Annotated in this window: 17 protein-coding genes; 8 read left to right on the top strand and 9 right to left on the bottom strand. The window is 51.2% G+C overall.

Annotated elements, in window-relative coordinates; translation table 11 throughout:
- Positions 1–4: 4 nt before the first annotated feature.
- From fucR to fucI, 4 genes are all read right to left on the bottom strand, one after another.
- Positions 5–733, bottom strand: coding sequence for an L-fucose operon activator (gene fucR / locus WC1_RS05680; protein ID WP_003034043.1), 729 nt, complete (start codon positions 731–733; stop codon positions 5–7).
- A gap of 57 nt (positions 734–790) precedes the next feature.
- Positions 791–1,213 carry an L-fucose mutarotase gene (gene fucU / locus WC1_RS05685; RefSeq protein ID WP_003840383.1) on the bottom strand — a complete coding sequence of 141 codons (423 nt, stop codon included), beginning with the start codon at positions 1,211–1,213 and terminating at the stop codon, positions 791–793.
- Between the two features lies 1 nt (position 1,214).
- Entirely contained in the window at positions 1,215–2,633 is a 1,419-nt protein-coding gene (gene fucK / locus WC1_RS05690; protein WP_016150916.1) for an L-fuculokinase, read from the bottom strand.
- Positions 2,634–2,755: 122 nt separating this feature from the next.
- On the bottom strand, positions 2,756–4,531 hold the full coding sequence (fucI, locus tag WC1_RS05695; RefSeq protein WP_016150915.1) for an L-fucose isomerase: 1,776 nt from the start codon (positions 4,529–4,531) through the stop codon (positions 2,756–2,758).
- Positions 4,532–4,995: 464 nt separating this feature from the next.
- Between fucI and WC1_RS05700 the strand changes: the two genes are divergently transcribed.
- The 7 genes from WC1_RS05700 (at position 4,996) to fucO (ending at position 13,170) form a co-directional block, all read left to right on the top strand.
- Positions 4,996–6,495, top strand: coding sequence for a sugar ABC transporter ATP-binding protein (locus WC1_RS05700; protein WP_003034052.1), 1,500 nt, complete (start codon positions 4,996–4,998; stop codon positions 6,493–6,495).
- Positions 6,496–6,498: 3 nt separating this feature from the next.
- Positions 6,499–7,482 carry an ABC transporter permease gene (locus WC1_RS05705; RefSeq protein ID WP_003034055.1) on the top strand — a complete coding sequence of 328 codons (984 nt, stop codon included), beginning with the start codon at positions 6,499–6,501 and terminating at the stop codon, positions 7,480–7,482.
- A 73-nt stretch (positions 7,483–7,555) separates the two neighbouring features.
- Positions 7,556–8,506, top strand: a complete 951-nt coding sequence (locus WC1_RS05710) for an ABC transporter substrate-binding protein (protein ID WP_003034057.1) — start codon at positions 7,556–7,558, stop codon at positions 8,504–8,506.
- A 53-nt stretch (positions 8,507–8,559) separates the two neighbouring features.
- Positions 8,560–10,140 (top strand): FGGY-family carbohydrate kinase, encoded by a 1,581-nt coding sequence (locus tag WC1_RS05715; RefSeq protein WP_003840376.1) that lies wholly within the window; start codon positions 8,560–8,562, stop codon positions 10,138–10,140.
- 66 nt (positions 10,141–10,206) lie between these two features.
- On the top strand, positions 10,207–11,205 hold the full coding sequence (locus WC1_RS05720; protein ID WP_003034060.1) for a LacI family DNA-binding transcriptional regulator: 999 nt from the start codon (positions 10,207–10,209) through the stop codon (positions 11,203–11,205).
- Between the two features lie 141 nt (positions 11,206–11,346).
- Entirely contained in the window at positions 11,347–11,994 is a 648-nt protein-coding gene (gene fucA, locus WC1_RS05725; RefSeq protein ID WP_003034062.1) for an L-fuculose-phosphate aldolase, read from the top strand.
- A gap of 27 nt (positions 11,995–12,021) precedes the next feature.
- Positions 12,022–13,170, top strand: coding sequence for a lactaldehyde reductase (gene fucO / locus WC1_RS05730; protein ID WP_003840374.1), 1,149 nt, complete (start codon positions 12,022–12,024; stop codon positions 13,168–13,170).
- A 76-nt stretch (positions 13,171–13,246) separates the two neighbouring features.
- Here the strand turns inward: fucO and xni are convergent, their stop codons facing one another.
- The 5 genes from xni to queF all read right to left on the bottom strand — a co-directional run bounded on the left by xni (position 13,247) and on the right by queF (position 19,765).
- Positions 13,247–14,002, bottom strand: coding sequence for a flap endonuclease Xni (gene xni, locus WC1_RS05735; RefSeq protein ID WP_003840372.1), 756 nt, complete (start codon positions 14,000–14,002; stop codon positions 13,247–13,249).
- A gap of 166 nt (positions 14,003–14,168) precedes the next feature.
- The gene (locus tag WC1_RS05740) at positions 14,169–15,536 is read right to left on the bottom strand and encodes an L-serine ammonia-lyase (protein WP_003840371.1); all 1,368 of its coding nucleotides are present in this window, start codon (positions 15,534–15,536) and stop codon (positions 14,169–14,171) included.
- A gap of 53 nt (positions 15,537–15,589) precedes the next feature.
- Positions 15,590–16,879, bottom strand: coding sequence for an HAAAP family serine/threonine permease (locus tag WC1_RS05745; RefSeq protein ID WP_003034073.1), 1,290 nt, complete (start codon positions 16,877–16,879; stop codon positions 15,590–15,592).
- Positions 16,880–17,439: 560 nt separating this feature from the next.
- The gene (gene ppnN, locus WC1_RS05750; RefSeq protein ID WP_003034076.1) at positions 17,440–18,804 is read right to left on the bottom strand and encodes a nucleotide 5'-monophosphate nucleosidase PpnN; all 1,365 of its coding nucleotides are present in this window, start codon (positions 18,802–18,804) and stop codon (positions 17,440–17,442) included.
- Between the two features lie 112 nt (positions 18,805–18,916).
- Positions 18,917–19,765 carry an NADPH-dependent 7-cyano-7-deazaguanine reductase QueF gene (gene queF / locus WC1_RS05755; protein WP_003034084.1) on the bottom strand — a complete coding sequence of 283 codons (849 nt, stop codon included), beginning with the start codon at positions 19,763–19,765 and terminating at the stop codon, positions 18,917–18,919.
- 68 nt (positions 19,766–19,833) lie between these two features.
- On the opposite strand from queF, the gene syd reads away from it, so the two are divergent.
- Positions 19,834–20,379 (top strand): SecY-interacting protein, encoded by a 546-nt coding sequence (gene syd / locus WC1_RS05760; protein ID WP_003840362.1) that lies wholly within the window; start codon positions 19,834–19,836, stop codon positions 20,377–20,379.
- Positions 20,380–20,699 lie beyond the last annotated feature (320 nt).

Raw genomic sequence — 20,699 nt, 5'->3', positions numbered from 1 at the left:
CGCCCTATTCGGCCTGGATTGATTCAATCAGCTGTGTATCTGAAACAATATGCGTCACATCATCCAGATGCCCAATTCTGGCCTCTCCCGAACGATTAAATTTACTTTTATCGATCAACAATAAAGATTGCGATGCGCGCTTAAGCAGAATGGATTTGAAGTCTGCGTTGGTTGCATTTGAGTCCCAGAGCGCGCCGTCGCTATTGATCCCTTCGCAGGAAAAAATAAACAGGTCAATATCGAGGGATTTAAGCTGCGAGATAAGCGAGGGATTAACGTAGCAACCGTATTTGCGCTCAAGGCGACCGCCGGAGCTGATAAGCTGAATGTGTTCACGTTTAGCCAATTCCTGGCAGATGGGCTGGCTGTTGGTAAAAACGTGAATGTTGATGTCCGGTAGCTGTCGCGCCAGGTACCAGCATGTTGAGCTGGCGTCTAAAGCTATCACCATACCTTCTTCGATCCATGCCAGCGCTTCGCGGGCAATATTTGCTTTGTGGGCATAGTGGCTTTTTAGTCGTATATGGAACGGGTCGCCACTGTCCTGATTTTCCCGATGAATAGCCTTGGCCCGCCCGTGATTGCGTAGCACCTTGCCCTGGGTTTGTAATTCACTGAGATCGCGGCGGATGGTCTCTTTGCTAACGTTTAGCTGCAAAGACAGGGCTTCAGTTGTCAGGCTTTTGTGGTGGGTAAGCAGATCTACGATTGCCTGCTGGCGCGCCGCTTTCATGTTCAGATCCTCATCTGATGATAAATGCCCGTACCAGACGGGCATTCTGACCAGAGATTACGGCGTTACCCCTTTTTTTAAAAGAATATTCCCGTACTTTGCCCGCTCTCCTGTGATAACGATTGCAAACGCCTTTTGCGCTCGTTCGTAAAAGGCATAACGGTCAATACGCGTGATGTCTGGACAGGGGGCCTGCAATGAAAGCGCCTGTCGATAGCGAGCCTCGACGTCAGGATCGAGAGCGTCGCCTTCTACAGCGGCCATCATCACCAGCGGTGGGGCGTAGCTGTCCAGTTCAAAAAGCGGAATAATCGCCTGCAGCAGGTCGCTGACCAGCAGGCCGTCGGCGCGAATCACCTGCGGTCCCATGCTATGAGCCGGAAAATGAGCATCGGAAAAGATAATCTCATCGCCGTGACCCATTTCAGCCAGCACCTTCAGCAGGTCGGGGGAAATTAAGGGGGATATTGTTTTGAGCATGTTACTCGACTCCTGTCAGTTCGGATTCGGTTTGCGGATAGAAGTAACGGTACTGGTAGCGCACCTGTGCACGGGCCTGTTCCGGTGAGGGAAATTCCCTAATGCCTGACCAGGCAAACATCGCGGCGCCTGCGACGGTGGTTTCGGCGTCATCCAGCACTTTGACAGGGATCCCAAGCACATTAGCTTTAATCTGGTTCCACAATGCGTTACGGCTTCCCCCGCCAACCAATAACAATTCAGTGGCCTGGAAATGACCGATTTTTTCCAGCGTGTGTAAATTCCGCTGCAACTGTTCTGTCAGCCCTTCCAGTGCGGCGCGATAAAAATGCCCGCGGGTGGTATTGAGCGTAACCCCTTGCCAACCCGCATTCTGAGAGGTCAGCAGGTCGCAGTGCATCTTGACGCCTTCTGCGCCAGCAGGAATGGACCGGGCTTCGTCAATCAGCGTTTGCCAGGGCGATTCGGCAGTCCAAAACAGCTTACGCACCCATTCAAGCACGCCGGAAGCCAGCCACTGCATGCCGGGATTATACAGCCCGACCTGACTGTCTAATTCACAGGTGGAACCCGCATAATGGCTGAGCAGAGAGGTGTCCACCTGTGCGCTGCGTACCATCAGAATTTCCCATGTACCGGAAGAGAGCACCGGTTCGTCTGGCTGAGCTCCTGCGCCAAAGAGCGCAAACTGCGTGTCGTGCCCGGCAGATATCACAGGAATACCCACTGGTAGCCCGAGCAGGCTGGCGGCCTCGTTTTGCAGTACCCCAATCTGTTCGCCCGCTTCCACCAGCCGTGGAAACAGTCGGAGCGGTATGCCGGTCGCCTGCAAAATGTCATCACTGAAATCGCGCTGCTGGATGTTCAGCATCTGGCTGGTGCCCGCCATGGTGATATCTGTGGTGAACTCGCCGGTTAAACGGTGGTTGATAAGCGATGAGATAAACAGCCAGGCGTGCGCCTGTTCCAGTAATTGTGGATGGTTTTCTTTCAGCCACACCAGTTTATACAGCGTGTTAAAGCTAAACGCGCCGACGCCGGAGATTTCCTGCAACTGCTGCGGTGACATGTAGCGATGGATATTTTCCATTACTGCTGCGGTGCGTGGGCACTTCCAACTGATTACCGGATATAACTGCCTGCCGTGTTGATCGACCAGCGCACCGTCTACGCCGAAGGTGGTGACGGCGATCCCGCAGATACGGCAATTGGCCAGTTGCGTGGAGAGCCGCTGACAGCAGCCGGCGAAGCGTTGCAAAATGGCTTCCAGCGACCACTGATGCCAGATACCGTTCTCCGCGGCAATATCACTGGCGTTGGGCGTAGAGGCGCGGGCGATAATTTTTCCCTGACGGTCAACGGCTATGGCCCGCACGTTGGTCGCGCCACAGTCGAGGACCAGGATAACCTCTTGTTTCATAATTGCTCCTGGGAGATTACCTATTGCCGGATGGCGGCTTCGCCTTATCCAGCCTACAAAACCGTGCGCTTCGTAGGCCTGATAAGACGCGTAAGCGCCACCATCAGGCAATTGCTCGATGTTTAACGCTTATACAGCGGACCGTAGTTCTGGCAGGCGCGATAATCCTGGCCTTCCGTATCCATTCCGTGGGCTGCCCAGGCTGAAGGACGGTAAATTTTCTCGTCTTCCACGTTGTGCATGCAAACCGGGATACGCAGCATGGCGGCCAGAGTGATAAAGTCTGCGCCCACGTGACCAATTGTCAGCACTCCGTGGTTTGCGCCCCAGTTAGCCATAACCGAATAGACATCGCTGAACGGGCCTTTACCGGTTAAGCGCGGGGCAAACCAGGTGGTCGGCCAGGTAGAGTTGGTGCGCGCATCGAGCTGGTCATGCATATCTTCCGGTAATTCCACGCTCCAGCCTTCTGCGATTTGCAGTACCGGCCCCAGGCCCTTGATGATGTTGATGCGAGTCATGGTGAACGGCACGCCGCCCTCGGTCAGGAAGCGAGAGGAGTAGCCGCCGCCGCGGAAGTATTCGTGAATAGCCGGACACCATTCGGTTGCCGCCAGGCAATCATCGACCTCTTTTTGCGAGATTTCCCAGTGCGGTTTCATGGTCGGTTTCCCTGCGTCGTCGCGCTGTTTGCAGGAGCCGTCCAGTGCTGCCGAGCCGGAGTTAATCAGGTGAATAATGCCGTGCTCAGCAAGGCCGGTCAGCGGTTTACCCGTGACACGCTCCACCGCTTCTGGCGACCAGTAGGTGCGCACATCGGCAAAGACCTGCGCCGTGCCGGTGAGTTGATGGCCGAACAGCATCGCCACGCCGTTCAGGCTGTCGTTTTCGGTGGCGACAACGAACGGTTCGCGTATGCCATTCCAGTCAAAGGAGCTGTTGAGCAGCGCTTCGGCGGTATCACCATTCGGATATTGATCGGTCCAGTGACGCTGGCCCTGGAAGCCTGCGGCAATCGCGTTGTATCCCAGCGACTCTTCAACCCGACCTTTGTCGGCCAGCTTCTGGTTACCCTGCATCATGTCGCGAATGCACATGGCCATTAGCAGACTCTCTTTCAGCACCGTACGGCTCTGTTCTGCATTGCGCTTATATTGCTGCGCGTTCTGATCCTCGCCGTAGCGGAAGTTTTTGTCCGCCCATGCCAGCGCCATTTCCAGCTCAGCTTCGTCATAGATTTTTTGGTCGATGCGACGACGCAGTTCGGTCATATCAACGGGTTGAACTTTCATTCCCAGCCAGGATTCAAAGAAGTTATGATCGACAATAGAGCCGGCAATACCCATTGAAACGCCGCCTACGGACAGGTAGGTTTTGCCTTTCATACCGGCGACGGCTAAGCCCGCGCGGGCAAAGCGCAGCAATTTTTCTTCCACATCGGCAGGGATCGTGGTGTCGCCGGCGTCCTGTACGTCATGGCCGTAAATAGAGAAGGCAGGAAGTCCTTTTTGATTATGCGCAGCCAGCGCGGCGGCCAGATAAACGGCCCCCGGACGTTCTGTACCGTTGAAACCCCAGATAGCTTTCGGCCGCATTGGATCCATGTCGATGGTTTCGCTACCGTAGCACCAGCATGGGGTCACTGTGATGGTCATGCCCACATTCAGGCTGCTGAATTTTTCTTCGCAGGCGGCAGATTCCGCCATCCCGGCGATACAGGTGTCGGCAATGACACATTCAATTTGCGCGCCGCAGGCGTGACGAAGTTTCTCAGCGATCAGCGCAGCGGTGGCTTTAGCCATATTCATGGTTTGCTCTTCGAGCGATTCACGAACACCCATACGGCGCCCATCAATCACCGGACGAATGCCAATTTTCGGTAAGCTATTTTTTTTCATTCGAGGTTCCTCATCTCACTTTATGCCGTGCTGCAAAAGCGGATGTTGAACACCACCGTCGCAGTTGGCTGAATAATTCATTTTTGCTAACTCGAGTTAGCTTAGGTATTAGAGAGTTTTTTGCACAACTTTTTTGTTGTGGAACTGTGAGAGGCTTCACGAGAAGTGGTTAAAATTCGATCTGTGTCAAATAAACCAGAACGCATATTTTTGTATAAATTCTTTTAAATTAAGTATTTGCAATAAATTGTTTGTTCAGCGTCACAGATTTAAACCAAATGATTTGGCTAATTTGAGTAGCTAAAATAGCTTTAAAAGGCACTTCGCTAACTCGAGTTAGCATGATTGATGAAACGCATATGAACGTATAAGTAGTATTCGCATTAACGGTGACGATGGCTTCCTGGCAACGTTTTTTCGCCTGATTCACTGATTGCAGTTTCTGTATATTGAGGAAAGCAGCAATGTCTGAAACATTTTTACAGATGAGTCATATTACGAAACGTTTTCCCGGCGTATTAGCGTTGAGTAATGTGGATTTTGCTTTACGCAAAGGCGAGGTTCATGCGCTGCTGGGTGAGAATGGCGCAGGAAAGTCTACGTTGATGAAGATTTTATCCGGTGTTTATCAGCCTGATGAAGGAGATATTATTTTTGAAGGGCAATCTGTTTCTTTTGCGAACCCGTTGAGCGCACAAAGCGCAGGTATCACGATTATTCACCAGGAATTTAATCTTTTCCCTGAACTCACGGTAGAAGAAAATATTTTTATTGGCAGGGAGTTTTGCAAAAATAACCGCTGGCGTCTGGATGAAAAACAACAGCGACAGGCTGCTATCGATATTTTGCAAAAATTAAACCTGAATATCTCCCCAGAAACGCTGGTGGCCGATCTGACCGTCGCGCAACAACAAATGGTTGAGATTGCTAAAGCGATATCGGTGAATGCTAAGATCCTTATTATGGATGAACCGACGGCGGCACTGACGGAAACGGAAATCGACAGCTTATTTCAGGTGACCCGTTTGCTGAAAGAACAGGGAACGGGCATTGTTTATATCTCGCACAGACTGGAAGAACTGGCGCTGATAGCCGATCGCGCTACGGTGATGCGTGATGGTCAGTTTATTGCCACTGTAGATTATGATGCGGTTAAAATTAGCGACCTGATTGCCATGATGGTTGGGCGGGACCTCGGCAATATCTATCCTCGCCGTGGACCTTTGGCTCAACGTAAGCCGGTGTTGGAAGTCAGCGGTCTGACTCGCAATGGTGTACTGAACAACATTGATTTCACCCTGTATCAGGGCGAAATATTGGGCTTTGCCGGTCTGATGGGCGCAGGGCGTACCGAGCTGGCGCGGGCGATTTTTGGCGCGGATCCCATTGATGGCGGTACCCTCAAGCTAAACGGAAAAGTGACGGTAATTAAAGATATTCCTGATGCTATCCAACAGGGTATCAGCTATTTAACCGAGGACAGAAAAAAAGAGGGGCTGGCATTAGGACTGTCCGTTGAGCGTAATATTATGTTGGGCAATTATCCTGAATATTCTGACCGCTATGGCAATGTGGACAGCAAACGTTGTCAGAAAACCAGCGAGGAACAGGTTAAAGCTCTACGGATTAAAACACCACATTTAGAGCAGGCTGCACTGAATTTAAGTGGCGGTAATCAGCAGAAAATTATTATTGCCAGATGGGTATGTAAAGATACCGATATTCTCATCTTTGACGAACCCACTCGCGGTATTGATGTGGGGGCCAAACTTGAAATTTATGAATTAATGAATCGACTGGTGGCAAAAGGGAAGTCAATTATCATGATTTCCTCTGAATTACCGGAAGTGCTGGGTATGTGCGATCGCATTTTGGTTATGCGTAATGGACGTATTACCGGGGAGTTAGCTTCTGATGACGCCACACAAGAAAAAATCATGCAATACGCGACGTTAGAGGACTAATTTATGACTATCTCTGTAACCTCTTCAGACAGCAATAATAAGAAAATAAAAATTAACAAAGAACTTTTAATGCGCCTTGCGCCGCTTTTGAGTCTGATTATTTTAGTAATATTTTTTAGTTTTGGTTCGCCATTTTTCTTTAACACTGAAAACATCATGACAATTGCCTTGCAAACGTCAGTGATTGGCATCATGGCGATTGGCGTTACCTTTGTCATTATCACTTCAGGAATCGATCTTTCTCTTGGCTCGGTAGTGGCCTTTTCTGGTGTTGCGGTAGGCATCAGCGCCACGCTGGGATTGCCTCTGCCCGTATGTATTCTGGCGGGGGTGCTGGCCGGGGGATTATGCGGCTATATCAACGGCCTGCTGGTCACCAAAATGACTATCCCGCCTTTTATCGCCACGCTGGGCCTGATGATGTCAGTCAGAGGCATCAATATGGTGATGACCGATGGTCGTGCGATTTATTTCGCTGATTACCCCACCTTCAAAATGCTGGCCCAGGGACGTTTGTTTGATGTGCTGCCTTATCCCGTTTTTTACCTGGTGGTGGTGGCGTTAATTGCCGCCTACATCCTGAAGAAAACGGTGATTGGTCGCTATGTTTACGCCGTGGGTAGCAATGAGGTAGCCGCACATCTTTCCGGTATTAAAGTTCAGCGCGTCAAAATTTTCGTCTACGCCTTTTGTGGTCTGCTGACTGGGATTGCCGGGGTGATTCTGGCTTCTCGTTTGAACTCAGGACAACCAACGGTCGGCGTGGGGTATGAGCTGGAAGCTATCGCGGCGGTTGTTATTGGCGGTACGAGCCTGATGGGCGGAATTGGCACCATCGGCGGCACGATCATCGGCGCATTCATTATGAGCGTGCTGAAGAATGGTCTGAACCTGATGGGCGTTTCCCAGTTCTGGCAAATGGTTGCCATGGGCGTGGTGGTCATTGCCGCGGTTTATCTCGATACATTACGCAAAAAAATTCGTTGATTTACGCTCCCGGAAGTCACGGGGCATCATAACCCTGACGTTTAGGGTGACTCACTCAGAACGGAGTAAAACAATGAGAACCAGGAATTTTGTCTATGCGTTATCCCTGCTGGCCTGTATGACATCCAGCGTATTGGCTAAAGATATGAACCTTCCGGTGGTCAGTAAAGGTTTCCAGCATGAATTCTGGCAAACCGTGAAAATGGGGACGGAAGCGGCAGCAAAAGAGTTGGGCGATAAAACCAGCTATGTTGGCCCGGCGGATGAAACTCAAATTGCTGAGCAGATTCAGTTGGTTGAAAACGCGATGGCGCAAAAACCCAATGGATTATTACTGGCAGCGTTAGATGCCAATGCGCTTGCGCCATTAGTTGAGACCGCAAATTCACGCGGCATTAAAGTTGTGACGTTTGACTCCGGCGTGAATTCCGATATTCCGGTGAGCTTTGTCGCCACGAATAACCGTAAAGCCGGTGCAGAAGCCGCAGATGCGCTGGCAGCGGAAGTGGGCAGCAAAGGAAAAGTTGGCATTATTGCGCACGTAGCGGGGACCTCCTCAGCGATTGAGCGTTCGGAAGGGTTTATTGCCCGTATGAAGGAGAAATATCCGGATATTCAGGTGCTACCGGTCCAGTACAGTGATGGCGATCCGCAAAAGGCGATGGATAAAACCATCGATATGATCCAGGCCAATCCTGATATTGCAGGGATTTATGGCACGAATGAAGGTTCAACGCTGGGCGTAGCAAACGCTATTGATAGTCAGAACCTGAAAGGCAAAGTGAAAGTGATTGGTTTTGATAGCACAGAGGCAATTATTGCCTTCCTGAAGTCCGGAGTGATTCAGGGATTTGTGGTGCAGGACGCTTATCAGATTGGCTACCAGGGTATCAAGACGCTGAATGCAGCGGTATCGGGTCAGTCTGTACCGAAAGAAATTGATATTCCGGTGAAATTTGTCAGTGCGAAGAACATTGATACCCCGGAAATTGACAAATTGTTACACCCATTTGGTAAAAAATAAGACCGTTGGGGCGAGGTACTCGCCCCATCATTAGCCAGCGTCAGGGAGTTACTATGGGCAGTGGATATTTCCTCGGTGTGGATGTCGGTTCCGCCAGCGTCAGGGCTGGTGTCTTTGATGCCAGTGGCACACGGCTGGCTTTTGCGACACGCCCCATCTTGCAGTTTCGACCCGGTCCTGAGCGGGTTGAGCAGTCATCTGCAGAAATCTGGCAGCAGGTTTGCCAGGCAGTGAAGGAGGCGGTGTCGTCATCCGGGGTTTGTATTGAGGATATTCGCTCATTGGGATTTGATGCCACCTGTTCATTGGTGGTACTGGATGAACAGGGGCGGGGCCTGGCGGTTTCACCAGGCGAACCGTCAGACCATAACATCATCATGTGGATGGATCATCGTGCGTCGCAGGAGACGCAGCGTATTAACGCCACGCAGGATCCGTCTCTACGCTACGTTGGCGGTGAAGTCAGCGTCGAAATGGAGCTTCCCAAAGTGCTATGGCTGAAAAAACATTTTCCAGCCACCTGGGAGAGCGCACATCGCTTCTACGATCTGGCGGACTTTCTGGTCTCTAAAGCTACCGCTAATGATGTTGCAGGACTGTGCACGCTGACCTGTAAATGGAACTATCTGGCACATGAACAACGCTTCAGCCACTCCCTGCTCGACGCCGTTGGATTAACGGATTTGTTGGGCAAAATCCCGTCGCGTATTCTTCCGCCAGGCGCTGGCGTTGGAACGCTTAGCAGCGATTCGGCCCAGGCGCTGGGGCTGACGACTGCAGTGGTCGTCGCCAGCGGTATGATTGATGCCCATGCTGGCGGAGTTGCGCTTGCCGGGGTTGAGCCTGAGGGGACGTTGGCGCTGATTAGCGGAACGTCAAATTGCCATATGCTGTGCAGCGAGCAGGAAATTCATACGCCAGGTGTTTGGGGGCCTTATTGGTCAGCCATGCTGCCAGGCTACTGGCTGACGGAAGGGGGGCAGAGTGCTGCTGGGGCGTTAGTCGACTGGACGCTTCAGGAATCAGGAGCCAGTGCTGAGCTGTTTCACAAAGCTGAGGCCCGGGGCTGCCATCCCATTGTTTTAGTTAATGAATGGGTTGCCGCACTTGAGGAGCAGGAGTCTGAGCCTGGTCGTTATCTGCATGTGCTTGCCGATCACCACGGTAATCGTTCGCCGCGCGCACGGCCCGATGCTCGAGGCAGCATCTGTGGTTTGACGCTGGAACGAGGCGAGATGCAGGTAGCTCGCCTGTACCTGGCGACATTACAGGCGATCGCCTGCGGTACGCGGCATATTATGGAAGTGATGCGTGAAAACGGTCACACCATTTCCCGACTGACGCTGTGCGGCGGCGCAACGCATAACCCACTGTGGATGAGAGAATATGCCGATGCTACCGGATGCGATATTCATCTTATGCAGGAAGAGGATGCGGTGACGTTAGGTGCGGCTATCACTGGCGCGGTAGCATGCGGCGCGTGGGCAACTATACCGTCCGCATGCCGGGCGATGGTTCGATCGGGCGAGGTGATTAAGGCGAACCCGGCGCGGCGGAACTTCTATGATCGCAAATACCAGGCTTATCTGATGCTGTGGGATCAGCAGCAGGCGATTAACCAACTTATGCAGTAAGACAAAAGTTTAAAATACTTTTATGATTGTAGATTGACGTTTTTGGATGTGGACTGGGGCATATAGATGGCTAAAACAGTAGAACAGATAGCCAGCGATCTGAATTTATCGGTTACGACCGTACGACTGGTGCTGAACGGGAAAGCAGAGCAATATCGAATCAGTGTCAAAACCCAAACGCGTATTAATGAATATGTCGAGCGCTATGGTTACGTCATTAACCATTCAGCACGTAGCCTGAAATTAAATAAAACGGATACTTTGGGATTGATTGTACCCAATATTTCCAACGTCTTTTTTGCCACACTCGCAGAAAAACTTGAGCAACGCTGTCGTCGTTCAGGTTATCAGTTAACGATCAGCTGTACCTATGACGATGTTGATTACGAAAATAAACTGACCAAAGCGTTAATCGCCCGTAATGTCGATGGCCTTTTTATTGTCCCCTCAACGTTAGAGAATCAGCAACACCATTTACGTCAGGTCAGAAAACCGATGGTGTTACTTGACCGTGATTTTAAGTATACCGATAACGCACTGGTAGAAAGTCATAACATCTTGGGCGGCGAGAAATTGACGCAGAGTCTGTTTGACGCTGGAAAGTCGCCAATCTGGTTTTTAGTGGGGGATACCGGATTACCCAGCATTGGTGATCGTTTGCAAGGTTATCTTAATGCATTGAACAATAATGGTATTTCACATAGAGATTGGGTGCGCGAAGGTCCGGACAACACACCTGAAGGTGGTTATCGACTGATGGATGAGTTGATCGGCGAACAGGGCTGTCCGCAGGCGTTTATCGCCTCATCATTACCGGTACTGGAGGGGGCCATTAACGCTATTCGTAATCGTTTGGGCACAATTCCACCGGAAATTAATATTGGGACATTCGATGAACACCCAATGCTGGGATTCCTCGCCAATAATGTCTGGTCAATGCAACAGGATGAAAATGTCTGGGCGGAAAAAGCATTCGATATGATGATGAGTGCTATTGATGATCACCCAATTAAAGAAACTGTAAAAGTTGAGATGAAACTTATTAAGCGCGTAAGACAACCTTAATATTTCGCTATAAATAAATCGGCCAACTGAATCTGAATAAATACGTTCAGTGGCTGCCTGTACCTAAAACCTGACCCGTCTTATTCTGCGGCTGCATTTTTCGCAATAAAGACGAGGGGAAACTGTACCCGGAGAATCATTATGGAAAGAATGCGTTTGTCGCGAGAAATCATTGAAACCTGTCTGGAAATGACCAGCCTTGGATTGAATCAGGGGACGGCGGGAAATGTGAGTGCGCGTTATGAAAACGGGATGCTGATCACGCCCAGCGGTATTCCTTACGAAAGACTTACTGAAAACATGATCGTGTATGTAGATAACGACGGGAAATATGATAAAGGACAATTACCCTCCAGTGAATGGCGTTTTCACCTGGCGGCATACCAGACGCGTCCGGATGCCAATGCGGTTGTCCATAACCATGCCGTACACTGCACGGCCGTTTCAATTCTTAATCGCCCTATCCCGGCAATTCACTACATGATTGCAGCGGCGGGGGGGAACTCTATTCCGTGTGCGCCTTATGCGACGTTTGGTACACGAGAGCTGTCAGAGCATGTGAGCGTCGCCCTGAAAAACCGTAAGGCAACGCTTTTACAGCACCATGGGTTGATTGCTTGCGAAGCGAATTTGGAAAAAGCACTGTGGTTGGCGCATGAAGTGGAAGTTCTGGCCCGTCTGTACCTGAGCACGCTGGCGATTGTTGACCCGGTGCCGGTGCTGGATGACGAGGAGATCGCTATTGTGCTGGAGAAATTCAAATCTTACGGATTACGCATTGAAGAGTAATTTCGCATAGCGAAAAGGAGAAATACAATGGCGAACAGAATGATTCTGAATGAAACGGCATGGTTTGGCCGGGGGGCTGTTGGCGCATTAACCGATGAAGTTATTCGTCGCGGTTATCGCAAGGCGTTGATTGTAACTGATAAAAATCTGGTGCAGTGCGGCGTTGTTGAGAAAGTGACTTCCCGAATGGATGCTGCAGGTCTGGCATGGGAAATCTATTCAGGCGTTATTCCTAATCCAACCATTGCGGTAGTGCAGGAAGGATTGAGTGTCTTTCAGCAAAGCGGCGCAGACTATCTGATAGCAATCGGCGGAGGCTCCCCGCAGGATACCTGTAAAGCGATTGGCATTATCAATAATAATCCTGAGTTTGCTGATGTACGCAGCCTTGAAGGGTTATCGCCGACACGCAACCCAAGTGTGCCGGTTATGGCTATCCCAACCACCGCGGGAACGGCGGCGGAAGTGACCATTAACTACGTGATCACCGACGAAGAAAATCGGCGCAAGTTTGTTTGTGTCGATCCACATGACATCCCGCAGGTGGCGTTCATCGATGCTGATATGATGGACGGCATGCCTGCTGCGTTAAAAGCGGCTACTGGGGTAGATGCACTGACTCATGCCATTGAAGGTTACATCACCCGGGCAGCGTGGGCGCTTACCGATGCGCTGCACATTAAAGCCATCGAAATTATTGCCGGGTCATTACGCGGTTCCGTTACGGGTGACAGCCAGGCGGGTGAAGCGATGGCGCTGGGCCAATACGTAGCCGGGATGGGCTTTTCCAACGTAGGTCTGGGATTAGTGCATGGCATGGCACACCCGTTAGGCGCGTTTTATAACACGCCGCATGGCGTAGCGAATGCTATTTTGCTGCCGCACGTGATGCACTATAACGCCGAATTCACTGGGGAAAAATTCCGCGATATCGCCCGGGTAATGGGGGTTAAGGTTGAAGGGCTGACATTGGCGCAAGCACGTAAAGCGGCAGTGGATGCCGTCTTCGCCCTTAACCGCGATGTAGGGATCCCCCTGCATTTACGCGATGTTGGCGTCCGTAAAGAGGATATTCCTGCATTGGCGCAAGCCGCATTTGACGATGTTTGTACCGGGGGAAATCCGCGTGAAGCGAGCCTTGGGGATATCGTCGAGCTGTACCATACTGCCTGGTAATCACCTGGCGTTTATCTGGCCTACAGGGTTATACGTTAAGTAGGCCGGATAAGCGCAGCGCCATCCGAAAATAAGACTACCGTGCCAGCCGTAGCTGCTGTAGGTTTCCGTCGATATGTAAGTCCGTTTGCAGCCGCGCGATATCGCGGCACAAAAACGCCATTTCCCGATGTTCTTCGAGTTTCTTGCGCCATTTCTCCGGTACGTCATCCAGATGTTCATACAGTGCTTCCAGCGTTGGAAACTGCGTCAACAATTGTGTGGCGCTTTTAGGACCAATACCGGCAACCCCAGGTATCTTAGAACTGCTGATCCCTGCCAGTCCCCAGTAATCAGGCAACTGTTGCGGCAGTACGCCGAACTCTTTCTCGATAAACGGCGCATCCAGCCAGCGTTTCTGGAAATAATCGCGAATACGCAGTGTTGGGGAGAGTAGCTGACAATAGCCTTTATCGGTTGAGACGATGGTTGCCTGATGTCCGGCCTGGCTAACTTTCACCGCCAGAGTTGCGGCTAAATCATCGGCTTCATTCCCGCTGGATTCCCAGCAGCAGACACCGCGCTGTTCAAAAGCGGCGCGTAAGGCGGGCATTTCCTTGTGTAAATCGTCAGGCATTGGCGGGCGACCGGCTTTGTAGTCAGGTAAGCGTTGGTGACGCCAGCCGCTGTTGCGCGCTTCGTCATCAAATACCGCCACGGCGTGTGTGGGCTGACTGTGCACAATCAACTGATCGAGCGCGTGCTGGCACGTCTCCACGCAGGGGGAGCCCTGTACGGCGTGAATTCGGCGGATAAGATTCAGTGCATCGACAATGAGCAGATGGACGGCCACGGTGTTCTCCCTAACAAATCAGTCTGTAGGGTAACATTCACGGCGAGTGGAGGCGAAGATCTGATACAACATTTTGCCGGATAGCGGCTGAAGCCTTATCCGGCCTACAAATGAATACGGCACTGTAGGCCGGATAAGCTTGCGCCATCCGGCAATGGGGTGGGACTTAATCGCAGGTGACAATTTTCATTGCCAAACCGCCGCGAGATGTTTCGCGGTATTTGGCATTCATGTCTTTACCGGTTTCGTACATGGTCTCGATAACTTTATCGAGGCACACGCGTGGCTCACTGGTACGGCGCAGCGCCATACGTGCGGCGTTCACCGCTTTCACGGACGCGATCGCGTTACGCTCAATGCACGGTACCTGTACCTGGCCGGCAACCGGATCGCAGGTCAGACCCAGGTTATGTTCCATACCGATTTCTGCCGCGATGCACACCTGCATTGGACTACCACCCAGCAGTTCAGCCAGACCAGCCGCTGCCATGGAGCAGGCCACGCCAACTTCACCCTGACAGCCGACTTCGGCACCAGAGATAGAGGCGTTCATCTTATACAGTGAACCAATGGCGCTCGCGACCAGCATGTAGCGTGCCAGCGAGTTAGCGTTCACTTCACGGATAAACTTGTCGTAATACGCCAGTACGGCAGGAACAATCCCGCATGCACCGTTGGTTGGCGCGGTAACTACACGTCCACCTGCTGCGTTTTCTTCGTTCACGGCCAGCGCGAACATGTTGATCCAGTCAACAACCGCCATCGGGTCAGTGGTGGTTTTGTCGCTGCTGACCAGCATGCGACGCAGCGCAGCAGCACGACGCGGGACGCGCAGTTTGCCCGGCAATACACCTTCGGTGGTGATGCCGCGCTCAATCCCGCTACGCATCACTTCCCAGACGTTAGCAAAGTGCTGTTCCAGCTCTTCTTTGCTGTGTAGGGCCAGTTCGTTTTGCATCATCAGACCGGAAAGTGACAGGCCGGTTTCCTGGCAATGACGTTGCAAATCAGCTGCGGATTTATACGGATACGGCACGTTTACCGGAGAGTTATTCGGTAAACCAAAATGTTCTTCATCAACGATGAAACCACCGCCAATGGAATAGTAAGTCTGGCTGTAAATGGCTTTTTCGCCTGCCAGTGCGGTAATACGCATTCCGTTTTCGTGCAGGGACAGATTGTCCGCATGGAAATTCATGCACTTGTCGACCGGGAACTCGACCTCATGTTGACCGCCTGCCAGCAGCAAACGCCCATGAGTATTCACATCCTGGATAAATGAAGGGATGGCATCAATGTCTACGGTATCCGGCAGATTACCCGCCAGGCCCATAATAATCGCGATGTCGGTATGGTGACCTTTTCCCGTCAGAGATAAAGAGCCATAGACATCAACCACTACGCGGGTTACGTCAGTGAGAATTCCGCGTGCAATCAGGTCATCCGTGAATTGTTTGCCTGCTTTCATCGGGCCAACAGTGTGGGAGCTGGAAGGGCCAATGCCGATTTTGAAAATATCGAATACGCTAATCATGAGGCGTCCATTGTGTATCGAGATGCGCCGCCCCGAAGAGCGGCGCAGGGGAATTAACTGAACAGAGAGTAGAAAATAGCGGAGATAGCGATCAGGCCCATAATCACAACGAAGACGTTGCTGATATGGCCGCTGTACTTACGCATTGCCGGAACTTTCTGGATGGCATACATCGGCATCAGGAACAGAATCATCGCGATGATTGGGCCACCCAGGGTCTCAATCATACCGAGGATGCTCGGGTTCAGCGTCGCCACAATCCAGGTGGTTACCAGCATGAACAGTGCAGTGATTTTGTTCAGTTTGTTGATTTCGATGGATTTGCCTTTGCCGCGCAGAGACTTAATCACCATCCCGTTGAAGCCTTCACGTGCGCCCAGGTAGTGGCCGAGGAAGGATTTGGTGATAGCGATAATCGCGATGATCGGTGCCATCCAGGCAATAATCGGCGCGTTAAAGTGGTTCGCCAGGTAAGACAGAATCGAGATGTTCTGCTCTTTTGCTGCTGCCAGGTCCGCCGGGGTCAGGCTGAATACACAGCTGAAGACGAAGAACATAACGGTCAGTACCATCATGATGTGAGCGAATGCCAGAATCTTGGAGCATTTCTTCTCAGCTTCATCACCGTACTCTTCACGCTTCGCCACGGCGAAGGAGGAGATGATCGGGGAGTGGTTGAAGGAGAACACCATTACCGGAATCGCCAGCCACAGGGTCAACAGCAGGCCGTTCCCGGTGGTTGCCGCAGAGTCAAAAGACATGGTTTCCAGAATCGCACCACTCCACTGAGGGATCAGATACAGCGCCAGCAGCATCAGAGCCGCAACGAACGGGAATACCAGGATGCTCATCGCCTTAACGATCATCTGCTCACCGAAGCGCACGATGGTCATCATGCCGACAATCAGGATCAGAGACAGGATTGCACGCGGCGGAGGAGTAATCGCCAGCTGATGGGTCAGGAAGCTTTCAACGGTATTGGTGATTGCTACGCTGTAAACCAACAGAATCGGGTAGATAGCGAAGAAGTAGAGCAGGGTAATCAGTTTACCTGCGCCAACGCCGAAGTGTTCTTCTACAACTTCGGTGATGTCTTCACCCGGATTTTTACCGGACAGCACAAAGCGAGTCAGACCGCGGTGTGCAAAGAAGGTCATTGGGAAGGCAAGGATCGCCATGATGATCAGCGGGATCATACCGCCTACGCCTGCGTTGATCGGCAGGAACAATACACCCGCGCCAATCGCCGTGCCGTAAAGGCCCAGCATCCACATGGTGTCTGTCTTGCGCCATGCGCTGCGGGTCTGGCCCGTAACGATAGTGCTGGTTTGAGTGTTTTCCATCTATTTCTCCTGGAGGAAGCTTAAAAAGCCGGGTTTGAGGTCAATCCAATGAGAAAGTACCCGGCTGTAAATCGAAATTCGTTGAGCGATTTTTATATAATTTTTCGCCGTAATAATTTTCGGGCGGAAAGATACATTTTAGTAATGAATGTATCAGTGATCGGGATCCCAAATGCAATAATCCACCTTTTATGTGGATAAATTTGGGCCATTAATCTGTTAAAAAATAGTCAAAGCGAATTTACGGGCGCGAAGGCTAACATTAACGACATATCTCATGAAAGCGAAGGCGCGAAGATAGGCGTGTTCAGCTGTAAAAACTGTTGTTTTTAGATGATTTCGGCGACTAATAATAATTTACTAAGATAAATCACGGTTGGGTTTTCAAGGTAATCGTTTGCGTGGTGCGCTGTTTTTAATGAATCATCACTGGTATTTATGTGATTGTCAGAGCTATGTGACTGGTATCACTAAAAAAAGCCGGGAGGCAAATGCGCCAAATCCGGCTTTGGTATGGACAAAACTGTCACCGCTATAGTACTGCTAGCGGGTGTAGAAGGTTAGGCGCAGATCTCGTAACAAGGGATATACGCAGTGCCCGGTAACTTCATACGATGTTGTGCAACAAAGCCCTGCAGGAGATCGTCCATACGGCGCATCATTTCGCGGTCACCGTGGATTTTGTACGGGCCAAACTCTTCAATAGCGCGGATGCCGACTTCCTTCACGTTACCTGCCACAATACCGGAGAATGCGCGACGTAAATCGGCGGCCAATACTTCAACGGGTTGATCCGGGTACAGCTTCAGGTTGGCCATGTTTTCATGGGACGGTTCGAACGGCATTTGCAGATCGGGCGCGATACGAATCGACCAGTTAAAGCTGTAAGCATCACCTGTGTCGCGACGGTTTTCTTTCACCAGAGGCATCGCTTTTTTCATCAGACGCGCCACTTCTGCCGCATCGTCAATGATAATGCGATAGTGGCGACGCGCATCTTCCCCCAGCGTGTGCACGATAAATTCGTCCAGCACGCGGAAGTAATCCGCACTCTCTTTTGGTCCGGTCAGGATCAGCGGTAGTACCTGATCTTTGTTGGCCGGATTCATCAGGATCCCCAGCAGATAGAGCAGCTCTTCTGCGGTCCCTACGCCACCCGGGAAGATGATAATACCGTGGGCGATACGCACGAACGCTTCAAGACGTTTTTCAATGTCCGGCATGATGATCAGTTCGTTTACCAGCGGGTTAGGCGGTTCAGCGGCGATGATTGAAGGTTCGGTCATGCCAATAAAGCGGCTGTCTTTGTATCGCTGCTGGGCGTGGCCTACCGCAGCGCCTTTCATTGGCGCTTCCATCGCCCCTGGACCGCAGCCGGTACAGATGTTCAGTTCGCGCAAGCCCAACTGGGTGCCGACGCGACGGGCGTACAGGTACTCATTTTCGTTGATTGAGTGACCGCCCCAGCAGACGACCATGTTCGGCGCTTCACCGACGTGCAGCGCCCGGGCATTACGCAGGATCGAGAATACGAGGTTGGTGATATGGACCGAGCTTTCGAGATCCAGATGCTGAAAACGACCGGCGTTATGGATCTGGCCATTGACGAACAGAATGTCGCGCAGCACGGCAAACAGGTTAGCCTGTAGCGCACGAATAATGCGTCCATCAACAAACGCATCTTCAGGTGGGTTGATCAGTTCCAGCTTCACGCCCCGTTCGCGGCGCAGTACGTTAATATCGAAACTTTCAAAGCGTGACAGCAGTTCTTTACTGTTGTCGGTCAAACTGCCGGAGTTCAGAACGGCAAGCGAACAGTTACGAAACAGTTGATACAGGTCGCTGCTGGCCGTGCGTTTAAGCATATCGACTTCCAGCTGCGACAACATGTCCATTGAGCCAAGCGGGCTAATATGTGTAATCAAGTAAACTCCTTATGGGACGCAACACGTCATTCCCTGTGATTACAATAGCCCTGGCTTATGACCTTTCACAACCTTGTGCGCGGAATCCGACACGCAAAATTGAGAAAAAAGATTACTGACGCACCAGACGACCGGTTGCCGGAGTGAAATCGGTGTTGGTGCGCCATGGGTTAATGTCCAGGCCACCACGTCGCGTGTAGCGTGCGTAAACGCTCAGTTTCTCCGGCTGGCAGAAGCGCAGAATGTCATTGAAAATGCGTTCCACACACTGCTCGTGAAACTCATTATGGTGGCGGAAGGAGACCAGGTAACGCAGCAGCTTCTCTCTGTCGATTTTCCGTCCGCGATACTGAATTTGTATGGAGCCCCAGTCGGGCTGATGGGTAATCAGACAGTTGGATTTCAGTAGATGGCTGACCAGTGTCTCTTCCACTGCCTTTTCACCGCTCACGGCATTTTCCAGATACGCAGTGCTGAACTGGTAGTTATCGATGACGATATCCTGATTGTCGATACAGGTGCCGTTAAAGTGGGCTATCGGCTGCCCTTCCAGTTCGTCAAGGCGGTACAGCGCCACGCTGACATCGCCCTGAGCGCAGGCGCGAAGATCGTTTTCCAGTGTCTGACGTACCGCATCCCAGGAATCAAAACGCGTCTGATTAAAACTGTTCAGGTAAAGCTTAAAGCTTTTCGATTCAATCAGATTTACGCTGGTGTAATCCAGTTCCACGTGACCGACTGCGACCTGGGGTAAGCCGTTGGTATTCAGCCACGACAGTTCATACAGCGTCCAGATATCTGCACCGTGAAAAGGCAGGGTATCGGCCTTTAAATCCAGCGGATCGCGGTTTAGGCTGCGCGGAACGCCCTGCAACAGACTTGCATCGTAATTGTCTCGGTAATCCGTTGATTTACCTAGAGTCAGGCCGTCAAGCGCCTGATGATTTTCATAAGAGGACATGTTTCACCGTCATAAACCAGATACACTATGCGACAAGTGTATCCTGGCTTTTGTGAAGAGAGAAATCAGTGGACGAATTGACAGCGCAGGCGTTGGTAGCCTTTACGACGCGTTATTGCGACGCATGGCATGAAAAAAACAACAGTTGGCCACTCAGTGAAGAGCTGTATGGCGTACCTTCTCCGTGCATCATTTCTTCCACAGACGATGCGGTATTTTGGCAGCCTCAACCTTTTGTCGGCGAAAAAAACCTCAATGCGGTTGAACGGGCCTTTGATATTGTGGTACAACCTGCCGCTCACGCTTTTTACACCACCCAGTTTGCCGGGGATATGCACGCGCAGTTTGCGGATGAAAAGCTGACGCTGCTGCAGACCTGGAGTGAAGATGACTTCAGGCGCGTTCAGGAAAACCTGATTGGTCACTTGGTTACGCAAAAGCGACTTAAGCTTTCGCCTACGCTTTTTATTGCCACACAAGATAATGAGCTTGACGTCATTTCGGTGTGCAATCTGTCCGGTGAAGTGTGCAAAGAAACGCTGGGAACCCGTAAACGAACGGTGCTGGCGGCCTCACTTGCGGAATTCCTCACTCAACTTAAGCCAGTTCTGTAATCCTGTTTGCCCTGAATCTTGTGAGAGATCTCTTACAAACCCTGTAGGACATTGCCAGGTGATAAGTAAAGACTTAATGAATTAATAAAATAATAATTTATTATTATTCAATTGGTTAGTCTTTTATTGTCAACTTTCATACGAAAATAATCGTAAGGGTAAGCCTGTAAGCATCTTGTAAGACAAAGCGAAACAGGCGATTCTATATCTGTCGACAAGGAGTCGCACAACGAAGAGAACATCAGGATGATGGCTCTTCACCTGGATACACCAGGACGGTGTTGCAAGGACAGGCTTCAGGACGAAGCAAAGAGGAAGAC

This window comes from Citrobacter sp. KTE30, assembly GCF_000398825.1.
GTDB lineage: Bacteria > Pseudomonadota > Gammaproteobacteria > Enterobacterales > Enterobacteriaceae > Citrobacter > Citrobacter freundii.
Note: the sequence above shows the minus strand (reverse complement) of the source record. Positions and strands in the feature narration are given on the sequence as shown.

What these genes read in the sequence shown, in the direction of transcription:
- fucO (WP_003840374.1), top strand. Translation starts at nt 12,022, where the DNA reads ATGGCGAACAGAATGATTCTGAATGAAACGGCATGGTTTGGCCGGGGG.
- WC1_RS05700 (WP_003034052.1), top strand. Translation starts at nt 4,996, where the DNA reads ATGTCTGAAACATTTTTACAGATGAGTCATATTACGAAACGTTTTCCC.
- WC1_RS05715 (WP_003840376.1), top strand. Translation starts at nt 8,560, where the DNA reads ATGGGCAGTGGATATTTCCTCGGTGTGGATGTCGGTTCCGCCAGCGTC.
- fucR (WP_003034043.1), bottom strand. Translation starts at nt 733, where the DNA reads ATGAAAGCGGCGCGCCAGCAGGCAATCGTAGATCTGCTTACCCACCAC.
- fucU (WP_003840383.1), bottom strand. Translation starts at nt 1,213, where the DNA reads ATGCTCAAAACAATATCCCCCTTAATTTCCCCCGACCTGCTGAAGGTG.
- WC1_RS05705 (WP_003034055.1), top strand. Translation starts at nt 6,499, where the DNA reads ATGACTATCTCTGTAACCTCTTCAGACAGCAATAATAAGAAAATAAAA.
- fucA (WP_003034062.1), top strand. Translation starts at nt 11,347, where the DNA reads ATGGAAAGAATGCGTTTGTCGCGAGAAATCATTGAAACCTGTCTGGAA.
- WC1_RS05710 (WP_003034057.1), top strand. Translation starts at nt 7,556, where the DNA reads ATGAGAACCAGGAATTTTGTCTATGCGTTATCCCTGCTGGCCTGTATG.
- WC1_RS05740 (WP_003840371.1), bottom strand. Translation starts at nt 15,536, where the DNA reads ATGATTAGCGTATTCGATATTTTCAAAATCGGCATTGGCCCTTCCAGC.
- queF (WP_003034084.1), bottom strand. Translation starts at nt 19,765, where the DNA reads ATGTCCTCTTATGAAAATCATCAGGCGCTTGACGGCCTGACTCTAGGT.
- fucK (WP_016150916.1), bottom strand. Translation starts at nt 2,633, where the DNA reads ATGAAACAAGAGGTTATCCTGGTCCTCGACTGTGGCGCGACCAACGTG.
- fucI (WP_016150915.1), bottom strand. Translation starts at nt 4,531, where the DNA reads ATGAAAAAAAATAGCTTACCGAAAATTGGCATTCGTCCGGTGATTGAT.
- WC1_RS05745 (WP_003034073.1), bottom strand. Translation starts at nt 16,879, where the DNA reads ATGGAAAACACTCAAACCAGCACTATCGTTACGGGCCAGACCCGCAGC.
- WC1_RS05720 (WP_003034060.1), top strand. Translation starts at nt 10,207, where the DNA reads ATGGCTAAAACAGTAGAACAGATAGCCAGCGATCTGAATTTATCGGTT.